The following is a 13632-nucleotide window of genomic DNA, read 5'->3' on the forward strand; positions in this document are numbered from 1 at the left end:
GCCTCGTTCGCCTTGTCCGCCTCTTTTCCCGTCTTTTCACCGAGCGCCCCATGAGCCAAGCCCAACCCCTGATCATCGACGTCCACGGCCACTACACCACCGCACCCGCCGCGCTCGGCGCCTGGCGCGACCTGCAGATCGCCGCGCTGAAGGACCCCAGCCAGAAGCCCGACCCGAAGGCGCTGAAGATCAGCGACGACGAGCTGCGCGAATCGATCGAGAAGAACCAGCTGCGCCTGATGAAGGAACGCGGCTCGGACCTGACCATCTTCAGCCCGCGCGCCAGCTTCATGGCGCACCACATCGGCGACTTCGAGACGTCGAGCACCTGGGCGGCGATCTGCAACGAGCTGTGCTACCGCGTCAGCCAGCTGTTCCCGGACCACTTCATCGGCGCGGCGATGCTGCCGCAGTCGCCGGGCGTGGACCCGAAGACCTGCATTCCCGAGCTGGAGCGCTGCGTCAAGGACTACGGCTTCGTCGGCATCAACCTGAACCCGGATCCGTCGGGCGGCCACTGGAACAGCCCGCCGCTGACCGACCGCCACTGGTACCCCATCTACGAGAAGATGGTCGAGTACGACATCCCGGCGATGATCCATGTCTCGACCAGCTGCAACAGCTGCTTCCACACCACCGGCAGCCATTACCTGAACGCCGACACCACCGCCTTCATGCAGTGCCTGCAGGGCGACCTGTTCAAGGACTTCCCCACGCTGAAGTTCCTGATCCCGCACGGCGGCGGCGCGGTGCCCTACCACTGGGGCCGTTTCCGCGGTCTGGCGCAGGAGATGAAGAAGCCGCTGCTCGACGAGCATCTGCTGAACAACATCTTCTTCGACACCTGCGTGTACCACCAGCCGGGCATCGACCTGCTGACCAAGGTGATCCCGGTGAAGAACATCCTGTTCGCCTCCGAGATGATCGGCGCGGTGCGCGGCATCGACCCGCAGACCGGCTACTACTACGACGACACCAAGCGCTACGTCAACGCCACCGAGAACCTGACGGACGAAGAGCGCTACGCCGTCTTCGAGGGCAACGCCCGCCGGGTCTTCCCGCGCATGGATGCGGCGCTGAAGGCCAAGGGGCTTTGACTCCGACGGCGTGCGGCTGGAGAGCCAAGCTAGAACGCCCGGGTCTGGGCCTTTGCCCTCTCTCTTTCGGCAGCACGCTTGTCGGCTTCCTGCTCCGCTCTCATTTCCGCGTGGGCAACCGGATCGGTGAAGGTCAGGTACGTCGTGGTATCCGGCCAACCCCGCGAAACACTGACCGAGTTGTCTTCGACACGCACCGGCGGCAACCCGCCCGCCTCGAAAACCTCGCGAAGCTGCTCTCGCGTGGCGGATTTCAACTGCACGCCAAAAAGCTCGAGCTGGGCTGGCGGCTTTGCCTGCGACTGAGGCTGCGGCGACTTGGGCTGGGCGGCAGCCACCATCGTTGCGGCAAGAACCGCCGACAAGAGGACGGATTTCACGGCGATCATCGTTGTTGATGCTGTTCTTGTGAAAAAAGTCAGCTTACCGATTGCCATTTTTGCCGTCCACGGCACTCCTGAACATTCGTGACTGAAGTCACGACAGAACATGGCACCGCCCAAAGAAAAGGACACGACGCCCAGGGCTCCGCGTGACCGTCGGTGCACGCTTGCTGCAGATAACAAATCAATCACTCGACCATGATAATTTTCATTATCATGGTCGATGTTTTTTTCATAAAACTCAGCTTTCTGCCATGCGCACTCCTGAAAGATCCAGCCAGGTCAGGCACTTGGCAGACCGTCTTCGCCACTGGGCGCGGCGCATCAAGCGCGATGCGGTCACCCTGTGGTTCGCCTGCAGGAATGCGAAAACGCCCCGAGCCGTGAAGCTGCTGTGCCTCTTCGTGGTGGCCTACGCACTCAGCCCCATCGATCTGATTCCGGACTTCATCCCGGTGCTCGGATACCTTGACGATGTGCTGCTGCCTGGGATGATCTGGCTGGCAGTCAGGCTGCTGCCGCCGGCCGTGCTCGAAGACAGCCGCCTCCGAGCCGAGGCCTGGATGACCGAACAGGGTCGCAAGCCCGTCAGCAAGGTCGGTGCGGCGGTGATCGTGCTGCTGTGGGCCGCAGCGGCAGCAGGCGCCTGGGCATGTGCGGCGGGCACCCGACCTTGACCTGCATCAGCCTGGCGGATGGCATGCAAGGTCACATTGCAGCCCGCACCCAGACAGGGTGTACCCAGGAGATCCCATGAGCATTCTCGGCGCCATCGTGCGCACTTCCCGTGATCGCGTCGCGGAGCTGTCGCGCCAGCTCGCCCAACAGCCTGGCGTCGATGTCGCGCTCGATCCGGGTGATGGCCGGCTGATTCTCGTCATTGAGGACAGCGCGGGCATCGCCGCCTCGGCCACGCTGGCTGCGATTGCGCTGCTGCCCGGGGTCGTCGATGTCTCGCTGGTCTACGAGCATGGCGGCGATGACCCGGTCGAGAGCGCCGGCATGAACGCCACCTCCTGGCGCGCCGGCCTGCATGAACTGGCCGCCGGCGTGGACCTGCGGCACGACCGCACCTGAGCCCTCCTGAGGGCCCCATCCGTGCCGGCCGTCTTGAACCAGTTCAAGGACTTTCCTCCCGTGAACGGCGAGCATCCGGCCGCACTGTTGGAGGAAGCATGGAATCGAATCGTCGCGACTTTCTGAAGGCCCAGGCCCTGAGCGCCACCGCCGCTGCAGCCGGCATTCCGATCGTCGTCGAAGCCGCCGAAGGCGCGTCGGCGCCGGTGGCGGGCGGCGCAGTGCGCTGGGACAAGGCACCGTGCCGCTTCTGCGGCACCGGCTGCGCGGTGATGGTGGGCGTGCAGGACGGCCGCGTCGTCGCCACCCAGGGCGACCCGGAAGCGCCCGTCAACCGCGGCCTGAACTGCATCAAGGGCTACTTCCTGTCCAAGATCATGTACGGCCGCGACCGGCTGACCACGCCGCTGCTGCGCAAGAAGAACGGCCAGTACGCCAAGGACGGCGACTTCGTGCCGGTCAGCTGGAACGAGGCCTTCGACATCATGGCCGCGAAGTGGAAGGAAGCGATCAAGACCTCCGGCGTGAACTCGCTGGCGATGTTCGGATCCGGACAGTGGACGGTCTGGGAGGGCTATGCGGCATCCAAGCTCTACAAGGCGGGCTTCCGCACCAACAACCTCGACCCGAACGCGCGCCACTGCATGGCATCAGCCGTGGCCGGCTTCATGCGTACCTTCGGCATCGACGAGCCGATGGGCTGCTATGACGACATCGAGCAGGCCGACGCCTTCGTGCTGTGGGGCTCGAACATGGCCGAGATGCACCCGATCCTGTGGAGCCGCATCACCGACCGGCGCCTGTCGCATCCGCATGTCAAGGTCGCGGTGCTGTCGACCTACGAGCACCGCAGCTTCGACCTGGCCGACGCCGGGCTGATCTTCAAGCCGCAGACCGATCTGGCGATCCTCAACTACATCGCCAACTACATCATCACCAACAAGAAGGTGAACCAGGACTTCGTCAAGAAGAACGTCAACTTCAAGAAGGGCGCCACCGACATCGGCTACGGCCTGCGCCCGGTGCATGCGCTGGAGAAGGACGCCACCAGCAACGGCTACCCCGGCGCCGACGGCAAGCCCAAGGGCAGCCCGAACGACGCCAGCCCGATCAGCTTCGAGGAGTACGCGAAGTTCGTCGCCGAGTACACCGCGGAGAAGACCTCGGAGATTTCCGGTGTGCCGGTGCGCCAGCTGGAAGAACTGGCCAAGCTCTACGCCGACCCGAAGGTCAAGGTGATGTCGCTGTGGACGATGGGCTTCAACCAGCACACCCGCGGCACCTGGGCCAACAACATGGTCTACAACATCCACCTGCTGACCGGCAAGATCAGCCAGCCGGGCAACAGCCCGTTCTCGCTGACCGGCCAGCCGAGCGCCTGCGGCACCGCACGCGAGGTCGGCACCTTTGCGCACCGCCTGCCGGCCGACATGGTGGTGACCAACCCCGAGCACCGCCATCACACCGAGGAGATCTGGGGCCTGCCCGAGGGCACGATTCCCGACAAGATCGGCCTGCACGCGGTGGCGATGGCCCGGGCGCTGAAGGACGGCAAGATCCGCTGCTACTGGAACACCACCAACAACAACATGCAGGCCGGGCCGAACATCAACGGCGAGCTGCTGCCGGGCTGGCGCAATCCGGCCACCTTCATCGTCGTCAGCGATGTCTACCCCAACGCCAGCGCAATGGCCGCCGACCTGATCCTGCCCAGCGCGATGTGGGTCGAGAAGGAAGGGGCCTTCGGCAACGCCGAGCGCCGCACCCAGTTCTGGCGCCAGCAGGTCCAGGCCCCGGGCGAGGCCCGCTCCGACCTGTGGCAGATGATGGAGTTCTCCAGGCGCTTCAAGGTCGAGGAGGTCTGGCCGGCCGAGCTGATCGCGAAGAAGCCCGAGTTCAAGGGCAAGACGCTGTTCGACATCCTGTTCGGCAACGGCAAGGTCAACCGCTATCCGCTGGCCGACCTGACGAAGGTCAACAGCAAGTACATCAAGGACTACCGCAACGACGAGTCCAAGGCCTTCGGCTTCTACGTGCAGAAGGGCCTGTTCGAGGAGTACGCCGAGTTCGGCCGCGGCCACGGCCATGACCTGGCGCCCTTCGACGTCTACCACGAGGTGCGCGGCCTGCGCTGGCCGGTGGTCGACGGCAAGGAGACGCTGTGGCGCTTCCGCGAAGGCTACGACCCCTACGTGAAGAAGGGCGAGGGCCTGCGCTTCTACGGCCAGAAGGACGGCCGCGCCAACATCTTCGCGCTGCCCTACCAGCCCGCGGCCGAAAGCCCGGACAAGGACTTCGACCTGTGGCTGTGCACCGGCCGGGTGCTGGAGCACTGGCACACCGGCACGATGACCCGCCGCGTGCCCGAGCTGCACCGCGCGGTGCCCGAGGCGGTCGTCTTCATGCATCCGGACGACGCCCAGTCCCGCGGCCTGCAGCGCGGCATGAAGGTCAAGGTCGCCTCGCGCCGCGGCGAGATCACGCTCTCGGTCGAGACCAAGGGCCGCAACAAGGTGCCGCGCGGCCTGGTCTTCGTTCCCTTCTTCGACGAGGGCCGGCTGGTCAACAAGCTGACGCTGGACGCGACCTGCCCGATCTCGAAGGAGACCGACTACAAGAAGTGCGCCGTCAAGGTGGTGCGCGCCTGAGGCGCAGCACGCGGGAGAGCCCGATGAGCACCCGACGCGAGTGGCTGCAGCAGGCGGCGGGCGCCGGCGCGGCCGCACTGCTGGCCGGCGGCTGTGCGCTGCTGGCGCGCCCGGCCGTCGGCCGGCCGGCGCAGGCGCTGCGCCCGCCCGGCGCGCTGGCCGAGCACGACTTCCTGGGCGCGTGCATCCGCTGCGGGCTGTGCGTGCGCGACTGCCCGCCGCAGAACCTGCGCCTGGCCGGCGGCGGGCACGGCCTGGACGCGCAGGTTGTGCCCGGCACGCCCTACTTCGTCGCGCGCGACATTCCCTGCGAGATGTGCGAGGGCCTGCCCTGCGTGAAAGCCTGCCCGACCGGCGCGCTCGATCCGGCGCTGCACGAGATCACGAAGGCCCGCATGGGCCTGGCCGTGCTGATCGACCAGGAGAACTGCCTGAACTTTCTCGGCCTGCGCTGCGATGTCTGCTACCGGGTCTGCCCGGTCATCGACGAGGCGATCACACTGGAGAAGGTCAGCAACCCGCGCAGCGACCGCCACGCGATGCTGCTGCCCACCGTGCACGCCGAGGCCTGCACCGGCTGCGGCAAGTGCGAGAAGAGCTGCGTGCTCGAGCAGCCGGCGATCAAGGTGCTGCCGGTCGATCTGGCCCGCGGCGAACTCGGCCACCACTACCGCAAGGGCTGGTCGCCCGACAGCCAGGGGGGCCGGCCCCGCTTCGACCAGCCGGTGCAGAACCTGCCGGCCACGCCGGTGCCGGGCGACCTGGCGCCGCTGCGCTCCGGCCAGGAGGCCTATGCACGCCCCGAAGGAGCCTCGCGATGAGCCCGACCCCGACGCCTGTGGCCACCCCGCCCGGGCCGAAGAAGCGCATCGGCGCCGAGGCCCGCGAGCTCAAGGGCTTCTGGCGCGCCCACCGCTGGCTGCTGCTGCGCCGGCTGTCGCAGGCCGGCGTGCTCGCGCTCTTCCTGCTCGGGCCGCTGGCCGGCGTCTGGATCGTCAAGGGCAACCTGAGCGCCAGCGTCACGCTGGGCGTGCTGCCGCTGACCGATCCCTTCGTGCTGGCGCAGTCGCTGGCGGCCGGGCACGCGCCCGCGCTGTCGGCGCTGATCGGCGCGGCGATCGTCATCGTCTTCTACGCGCTGGCGGGCGGACGAGCCTTCTGCGCCTGGGTCTGCCCGGTCAACCTGATCACCGACGGCGCGGGCTGGCTGCGCCGCCGGCTGGATCTGAGCGGCGGGCGCGCGCCCAACCCGCGGCTGCGCCACTGGCTGCTGGTGGCGGTGCTCGTGGCCTCGGCGCTGACCGGGCGGCTGGTCTGGGAGAACGTCAACCCGGTGTCGCTGACGCAGCGCGCGCTGATCTTCGGCGGCAGCGCGGTCTGGGGCGCGGCGCTGGCGGTCTTCCTGTTCGACCTGCTGGTGGCGCCGCGCGGCTGGTGCGGCCATGTCTGCCCGGCCGGTGCGGCCTGGTCGCTGATCGGCCGCGTCAGCGTGGTGCGCGTCAGCGCCCGTCACCGCGACCGCTGCAACGACTGCGCCGAGTGCTACGCCGTCTGCCCGGAGCCGCAGATCATCCCGATCGCGCTCAAGGGCAAGGGCGGCGCCGGCCCGCTCATCCTGGACGAGGCCTGCACCCACTGCGGCCGCTGCATCGACGTCTGCGCGCCGGATGTCTTCACCTTTTCCCACCGTTTCAACAAGCTCGACAGGCAAGAGAGGCCGACACCATGAACTCCCGCTCCTTCCGCCATCTCCTGCAGGATCTCGCCCGGGTCACCCTGGCCGCCGGACTGATCCTGGTCGGTGCACAGCAGCATGGCCTGGCCGCCGAGCCGCAGGCCTCGGGCAGCGCACCGGTCAAGATGCAGGGCCTGCGCGGCGGCACGCCGCTGGATCAGGACAACGCGCCCACGCCCATCCGCCAGGAGCGCGACCACGCCCCCAGCGACCGCGACTTCGTGCAGCAACCCCCGCTGATCCCGCACACCATCTCCAGCTACCAGATCACCAAGAACTACAACAAGTGCATGGACTGCCATTCATTCCAGAAGTCGAAGGACAGCGGTGCGACGAAGGTGAGCGTCACCCACTTCCGCAACCGCGACGGCCAGGAGCTCGACAACATCAGCCCACGCCGCTACTTCTGCACCCAGTGCCATGTGCCGCAGACCGATGCCAAGCCGCTGGTTGGCAACACCTTCCAGCGCGCCCGTGGCCTGCAGTGACGCGGCCGAGAGGACCTTGACATGACTCCGAACGAGCACGACTCCCGACCCGGCCTGTTCGCCCGCACCTGGGCGCGGGTACGCAGCCGCAGCTTCCTGGTGCTGGCGGCTGCCTTCGTCACCGGCATCCTGTTCTGGGGCGGCTTCAACACCGCGATGGAATACACCAACCGCGAGGAATTCTGCATCTCCTGCCACGAGATGAAGGACAACGTGTACGCCGAGTACCGCAACACCATCCATTACCAGAACCGCACCGGCGTGCGCGCCACCTGCCCGGACTGCCATGTGCCCAAGGAATGGGGGCACAAGATGATCCGCAAGATCCAGGCGAGCAACGAGGTGCTGCACAAGATCCTGGGCACGATCGACACGCCGGAGAAGTTCAACGCCAAGCGCGCCGAGCTGGCCCAGCACGAGTGGGACCGCATGAAGCGCACCGACAGCCGCGAGTGCCGCAACTGCCACCACTTCAACGCGATGGACTATGCCGAGCAGAACACCCGCTCGGCCGCCGCGCACCAGGCCGCATTTACCGAGGGCAAGACCTGCATCGACTGCCACAAGGGCATCGCGCACACGCTGCCGCCGGTCGAGCAGCACATCGGTGCGCCCAAGGAGCACGCGGCCGACCCGAGCAGCCCCGGCGTCGTCAACCCGAACCAGAAGCCTGCACCCGCCACTGACGAGGCCCGCTGATGAACCCCACGGCGCTGTGGGCGCTGGGCTTCCGGCCCTTCTACCTGCTGGCGGCCGTGCAGGCAGCGCTGGTGCTGCCGCTGTGGGTTCTGGTCTTCGGCGGACAGACCGGCCTGGCCTCGCCGCTGCCGGGCAGCCTGTGGCATGCCGGCGAGATGGTCTCGGGCTTCGCGATGGCGGTGATCGTCGGCTTCCTGTTCACCGCCGGACGCAACTGGAGCGGCCAGCCCACGCCTTCGGGTGGCGCGCTGGCGACACTGGCTGGGCTGTGGCTGCTCGGCCGGGGGCTGGCCTTCAGCCCGTGGCCGTTGGCTGGTGCGGCCGCCGACCTGACGTTTGCGCTGGCGGCCGCCGCCGGCCTGGGCCGGGCGCTGCACCGGGGCGGCAACCGGCGCAACTTTTTCTTCGTCGGCCTGCTGGTGCTGCTGGGTAGCGCCGGCGCCTCGATGAGGGTGCTGGCCCTGCACGACGCCGCGCTGGCGCGCCAGGCCCTGCAGCTCGCACTCGACGTGGTGCTCTTCATCATGGCGGTGATGGCCGGCCGGGTGGTGCCGATGTTCACGCGCAACGGCGTGCCCGGCACGCAGCCACGCCAGCTGCCACAGCTTGAGCGCGTGGCGCTGGGCCTGCTGCTCGTGTTGGCGATCGTCAACCCGCTGCCCTGGCCGCCGGAGCTGGTCGGTGCGATCGCGTTGGCCGCAGCGATCGCGCATGCGGCCCGTCTGGTGCTGTGGCAACCGGCACGCACGCTGCGCGTGCCGCTGGTGGCGGTGCTGCATATTGCCTGCGCCTGGATTCCGCTGCATCTGCTGCTGCGCGCGCTGGCCGCTTTCGGCTGGGTCGCGCCCTCGGTGGCCACGCACGCGCTGACGACCGGCGCGATCGGCCTGCTGACGCTGGCGATGATGACGCGCACCGCACGCGGCCACACCGGCCGGCCGCTGAAGGCCGACCGCATCGACGTTGCGATCTACCTGCTTGCACTGCTGGCGGCGCTGCTGCGCGTGATCCCACCGCTGCTGGCGCCGGAGTCGCTGCTGGCGGCGGTGCAGGCCTCGGCCCTGCCCTGGTCGCTGGCCTTCGCGCTCTATGCCGTGCATTACGGACCGTGGCTGATGCGCCCGCGCGCCGACGGCAAGCCGGGCTGAGGCCATCAGCCTCAGCCCTCGGCCCCCTGCCGCCATTTCCTTGAACCGGTTCAAGGACGATTCCCGACTGAAACACGAGGATATGCGCACCGTTCAAGCCCTTGCTGGAGGAGGTGCGCATGAGCCAGAAATCCCCGGGTGGTTTCACACAGCAGACCGCCCGCAACATGTTCTACGGCGGCTCGATGTTCTTCGCGCTGCTGTTCGCGGTGATCGTCTTCGACACCGAGCAGCGGATTCCCGAGCGCTCCAACGCACAGGCGATCACGCCGCAGGTGGTGGCCGGCAAGAAGATCTGGGAGACGCGCAACTGCATCGGCTGCCACACGCTGCTGGGCGAAGGCGCGTACTTCGCGCCAGAGCTCGGCAATGTCTACCCGCGCCGCGGCGGCGAGTTCATCAAGGTCTGGATGAAGGCCCAGCCGACCCACACGCCGGGCCGGCGCCAGATGCCGCAGTTCAACCTGACCGACCAGCAGCTCGACGACCTGGTGGAGTTCCTGAAGTGGACCAGCCAGATCAACACCGAGAAGTGGCCACCCAACATCGAAGGGTGAGAGGAGATACCCGCCATGAACACGCCTGTCCTCAAGTACAAGTCCCAGTCCGTCGCGAAGCTCTACTTCATCGCGGCGCTCGGGCTGTTCACCGCGCAGATCCTCTTCGGCCTCGGGCTGGGGCTGCAGTATCTGGTCGGCGACTTCCTGTTTCCGTACATCCCGTTCAACGTGGCGCGGATGGTGCACACCAATCTGCTGATCGTCTGGCTGCTGTTCGGCTTCATGGGCGCGGCCTACTACCTCGTGCCCGAGGAGGCCGAGACCGAGCTGCACAGCCCGAAGCTGGCCATCGCGCTGTTCTGGATCTTCCTGGTCGCCGGCGCGCTGACCATCGTCGGCTACCTGACCGTGCCCTACGCGCGCCTGGCCGAGCTGACCGGCAACGACCTGCTGCAGACCATGGGCCGCGAGTTCCTCGAGCAGCCGCTGCCCACCAAGCTGGGCATCGTCGTCGTGGCGCTGGGCTTCCTGTTCAACATCAGCATGACGGTGCTCAAGGGCCGCAAGACCAGCATCAGCCTGGTGCTGCTGACAGGCCTGTGGGGCCTGGCGCTGATGTTCCTGTTCAGCTTCGTCAACCCGCACAACCTGGTGCGCGACAAGATGTACTGGTGGTTCGTCGTGCACCTGTGGGTCGAAGGCGTGTGGGAGCTGATCCTGGGCGCGCTGCTGGCCTACGTGCTGATCCGCACCACCGGCGTCGACCGCGAGGTCATCGACAAGTGGCTGTACGTGATCATCGCCTTCGCGCTGATGACCGGCATCCTGGGCACCGGCCACCACTTCTACTTCATCGGCCTGCCCGGCTACTGGCAGTGGGTCGGCAGCATCTTCAGCGCGCTCGAGCCGATTCCCTTCTTCATGATGACGGTCTTCGCCTTCAACATGGTGCAGCGCCGTCGCCGTGAACACCCGAACCAGGCCGCCGTGCTGTGGGCGGTGGGCACCTCGGTGATGGGTTTCCTGGGCGCCGGCCTGTGGGGCTTCATCCACACGCTCAGCCCGGTCAACTACTACACACACGGCACCCAGATCACCGCCGCGCATGGCCATCTGGCCTTCTACGGCGCCTACGTGCTGGTGGTCATCGCGGTGATCAGCTACGCGATGCCGACGCTGCGTGGTCGCCTGGCCGCGCCGCGTGCCGCGCAAAGCTGTGAGATGTGGAGCTTCTGGCTCATGTCTATCAGCATGGGCGTGATGGCCCTGGCCCTGACGGGCGCCGGCATCCTGCAGGTCTGGCTGCAGCGCCTGCCCGAGAGCGGCGCGATGGGCTTCATGGCCACCCAGGACCAGCTGCGCCTGTTCTACTGGATCCGCCTGGCCGGTGGCGTGGGCTTTCTGGCCGGACTGCTGACCTATCTGGCGAGCTTCTTCGTCACCGGCGACGAGCGCGATCCGGTGAACGCCGGCGAGACCGGTGCCACCGCGGCCCGCGCCTGAGAGCGACATCATGGAACACGCCAGCGCACGGCAGATCGCCGCGATCCCCCACTACGCCGAGCAGGGCCGCGAATGCACCCTGTTCGAGCAGGCCTGGCTGCAGCGCCTGCCGGTCCTGATCAAGGGGCCGACCGGATGCGGCAAGACCCGCTTCGTCGAGCACATGGCCGCGCGCCTGGGCCGTCCGCTGGTGACGGTGAGCTGCCACGACGACCTGAGCGCGGCCGACCTGGTCGGCCGCCACCTGATCGCCGGCGGCGACACCGTCTGGTGCGACGGTCCGCTGACCCGCGCGATGCGCACCGGCGCGATCCTCTACCTCGACGAGGTGGTCGAGGCGCGCAAGGACACCACGGTGGTGCTGCATCCGCTGGCCGACGACCGCCGCCTGCTGTCGATCGAGCGCACCGGCGAGCAGCTGCTGGCACCGCCGGAGTTCATGCTGGTCGTCTCCTACAACCCCGGCTACCAGAACCTGCTCAAGAGCCTGAAGCCCAGCACCCGCCAGCGCTTCGTCGCGATGAGCTTCGGCTACCCGGCGCCGGCGCTGGAGGAGGCGATCGTCGCGGCCGAGAGCGGCGTGTCCCCGGCCGAGGCACGCTCGCTGGTCAGCCTGGCCGGCGCGCTGCGCCGCCTCACCCACCACGATCTCGAGGAGACCGCCAGCACCCGGCTGCTGGTGATGGCCGGGCGGCTGATCGCCGCCGGGCTCGACCCGGCGGCGGCCTGCCGCGCCGCCATCGTCGAGGCGCTCAGCGACGACGCCGAGACGGTGGCCGCGCTGGCCGAGCTGGTCGACGCGGTGCTGGCCCCGGCCGGCGCCGCCCGCTGACCGTCGCCATCGACCGCATCGACGCCGATGCCCGTTTTCCGGACGGCGGCCTGTTCCGCGAGGACTGTCCGCGCTGCATGCCCGGTTGCTCCAGGATTCAACCATCCATCCCTTTCATGCAGCGCCGCCGCCGTCTCTTTCAATCCGCGTTCTTCGTGCTCTTCCTGGTCGCGCCGGCCCTGGACTGGCTGCGCTTCGACCTGCACGAGACGCAGCTGTGGTTCCTCGGCCGGCGCTGGTCGCTGGGGATCGACGACTTCATGGCCGGGCGCATCGACGCCACCGCCGCCGCGCTGTCCATCCTGGGCCGCGCCTTCCTGCCGGCGCTCGTGCTGGTGGCGCTGTTCCTCGCGGTGGCCTGGCGACGTGGCCGGCTCTACTGCGGCTGGCTGTGCCCGCACTTCTCGCTGGTCGAGCTGATCAACGACCTGCTGCACCGCGCCTGCGCGCGCTTCAGCCTGTGGGACCGCCACCCGACGCCGCGCGCCGACCGTCCGGCGCAGCAGCGCTGGTGGCCGGTGTTCGCGCTGGCCTGCGTGATGTCGGGCTTCCTGTGGGCGATCACGCTGCTGAGCTACCTGCTGCCGCCGGCCGAGCTGTGGCGCGGCCTGCTCGGCGGCACGCTGACGCCCGGCCAGGCGCGCTTCCTCGGCATCGGCACGCTGGTGTTCTCGGCCGAGTTCGCCTTCGCGCGCCACCTGTTCTGCCGCTTCGGCTGCGCGGTCGGGCTGTTCCAGAGCCTGGTGTGGATGGCCAATCCGAAGGGCATGGTGGTCGCGTTCGACCGCGACCGCGCGCGCGACTGCCGCGACTGCCGCACGCCGGCCTCGCCCTCGGGCAGCGCCTGCGACCGCAGCTGCCCGATGCGTCTGCATCCGCGCGACATCAAGCGGATGATGTTCTCGTGCGTGCAGTGCGGACGCTGCCTGGACGCCTGCGCGACCTCGCAGGCCGGGCAGCCCCAGGGGCCGCTGCTGGAGTGGCGCATCGGCGTCGACGCGGTGCGCGAGACGCTGCGCCAGCGCCGCACTGACAAGGAGATCTGACATGGAGGAATGGGTCGGGCGCCAGTGGCACCGCTTCATCACCCGCGCCGCCGGCAGCGAGGCCGGTCGCCACGAGGCCGCCGCGGTCGATCTGAGCGAGATGCGCCGTGCCATCGAGCTGATGTTCCGCGCCGGCGGCGGCGCGGCGGCGGTGCGGCTGGCCGAGGCCGGCGTGCGCGCCCAGGGCGGCCCGCGCGACTGGCTGCAGCGCCTGGCCGGCACCGGCACGCAGGTGCGGCGCCCGCGCCTGGAGCCCGAGGTGCTGTCGCTGCCGCCGCGGCTGGCGGTGCTGGCCGAGCGCTCGCTCAACCGCGCGCTCTACCTGTGGCTGGCCGCGCTGGCCGCCGCGCTGCAGGAGACGCCGACCCCCGGCGACTGGATCGAGGACAACCTGCGCGCGAGCCGGCGGGCGCTGGTGCGGTTTCCCGGCCTGCAGCCGCGGCTGCAGCGCCTGCTGGCGGCGCAGCTGGCCGCGC

Annotated in this window: 14 protein-coding genes and 1 pseudogene; 14 read left to right on the forward strand and 1 reads right to left on the reverse strand. The window is 68.4% G+C overall.

Going from position 1 to position 13632, the window contains the following annotated elements; all coding sequences use genetic code 11:
- The first annotated feature begins 68 nt into the window (after nt 1–68).
- The gene (locus NFT33_RS11955; protein WP_251675583.1) at nt 69–1097 is read left to right on the forward strand and encodes an amidohydrolase family protein; all 1029 of its coding nucleotides are present in this window, start codon (nt 69–71) and stop codon (nt 1095–1097) included.
- A gap of 29 nt (nt 1098–1126) precedes the next feature.
- Here NFT33_RS11955 and NFT33_RS11960 read toward each other — a convergent pair whose 3' ends face one another.
- Nucleotides 1127–1612 (reverse strand): hypothetical protein, encoded by a 486-nt coding sequence (locus NFT33_RS11960; RefSeq protein ID WP_251675562.1) that lies wholly within the window; start codon nt 1610–1612, stop codon nt 1127–1129.
- A 122-nt stretch (nt 1613–1734) separates the two neighbouring features.
- On the opposite strand from NFT33_RS11960, the gene NFT33_RS11965 reads away from it, so the two are divergent.
- The 13 genes and pseudogenes from NFT33_RS11965 to NFT33_RS12025 form a co-directional block, all read left to right on the forward strand.
- Nucleotides 1735–2157: a YkvA family protein gene (locus tag NFT33_RS11965; protein ID WP_251675585.1), complete on the forward strand. Its 423-nt coding sequence runs from the start codon at nt 1735–1737 to the stop codon at nt 2155–2157.
- 76 nt (nt 2158–2233) lie between these two features.
- On the forward strand, nt 2234–2557 hold the full coding sequence (locus NFT33_RS11970; protein WP_149505526.1) for a chaperone NapD: 324 nt from the start codon (nt 2234–2236) through the stop codon (nt 2555–2557).
- Between the two features lie 98 nt (nt 2558–2655).
- A complete protein-coding gene (napA, locus tag NFT33_RS11975) occupies nt 2656–5205 on the forward strand; it encodes a nitrate reductase catalytic subunit NapA (protein WP_251675564.1) in 2550 nt (849 codons plus the stop codon).
- A 23-nt stretch (nt 5206–5228) separates the two neighbouring features.
- Nucleotides 5229–6026: a ferredoxin-type protein NapG gene (napG, locus tag NFT33_RS11980; RefSeq protein WP_149505528.1), complete on the forward strand. Its 798-nt coding sequence runs from the start codon at nt 5229–5231 to the stop codon at nt 6024–6026.
- Complete coding sequence (gene napH / locus NFT33_RS11985) at nt 6023–6934, forward strand: quinol dehydrogenase ferredoxin subunit NapH (protein ID WP_149505529.1); 912 nt, start codon at nt 6023–6025, stop codon at nt 6932–6934. Before napG ends, napH begins: the two co-directional genes overlap by 4 nt.
- Nucleotides 6931–7428 (forward strand): nitrate reductase cytochrome c-type subunit, encoded by a 498-nt coding sequence (locus NFT33_RS11990; protein ID WP_251675567.1) that lies wholly within the window; start codon nt 6931–6933, stop codon nt 7426–7428. The genes napH and NFT33_RS11990 overlap by 4 nt, the downstream gene beginning before the upstream one ends.
- A gap of 21 nt (nt 7429–7449) precedes the next feature.
- On the forward strand, nt 7450–8127 hold the full coding sequence (locus tag NFT33_RS11995) for a NapC/NirT family cytochrome c (RefSeq protein ID WP_149505531.1): 678 nt from the start codon (nt 7450–7452) through the stop codon (nt 8125–8127).
- The gene (locus tag NFT33_RS12000; protein ID WP_251675569.1) at nt 8127–9275 is read left to right on the forward strand and encodes an NnrS family protein; all 1149 of its coding nucleotides are present in this window, start codon (nt 8127–8129) and stop codon (nt 9273–9275) included. The genes NFT33_RS11995 and NFT33_RS12000 overlap by 1 nt, the downstream gene beginning before the upstream one ends.
- A gap of 119 nt (nt 9276–9394) precedes the next feature.
- A complete protein-coding gene (locus tag NFT33_RS12005; protein ID WP_149505533.1) occupies nt 9395–9832 on the forward strand; it encodes a c-type cytochrome in 438 nt (145 codons plus the stop codon).
- 15 nt (nt 9833–9847) lie between these two features.
- On the forward strand, nt 9848–11278 hold the full coding sequence (locus tag NFT33_RS12010; RefSeq protein WP_251675572.1) for a cbb3-type cytochrome c oxidase subunit I: 1431 nt from the start codon (nt 9848–9850) through the stop codon (nt 11276–11278).
- Nucleotides 11279–11288: 10 nt separating this feature from the next.
- Nucleotides 11289–12110, forward strand: a complete 822-nt coding sequence (locus NFT33_RS12015; protein WP_251675574.1) for a CbbQ/NirQ/NorQ/GpvN family protein — start codon at nt 11289–11291, stop codon at nt 12108–12110.
- A 116-nt stretch (nt 12111–12226) separates the two neighbouring features.
- Nucleotides 12227–13156 (forward strand): 4Fe-4S binding protein, encoded by a 930-nt coding sequence (locus NFT33_RS12020; RefSeq protein ID WP_251675577.1) that lies wholly within the window; start codon nt 12227–12229, stop codon nt 13154–13156.
- A gap of 1 nt (nt 13157) precedes the next feature.
- A pseudogene (locus tag NFT33_RS12025) lies at nt 13158–13632 on the forward strand (nitric oxide reductase activation protein NorD); the annotation flags it as partial.

Source organism: Sphaerotilus sp. FB-3, from assembly GCF_023706025.1.
GTDB lineage: Bacteria > Pseudomonadota > Gammaproteobacteria > Burkholderiales > Burkholderiaceae_C > Sphaerotilus > Sphaerotilus sulfidivorans.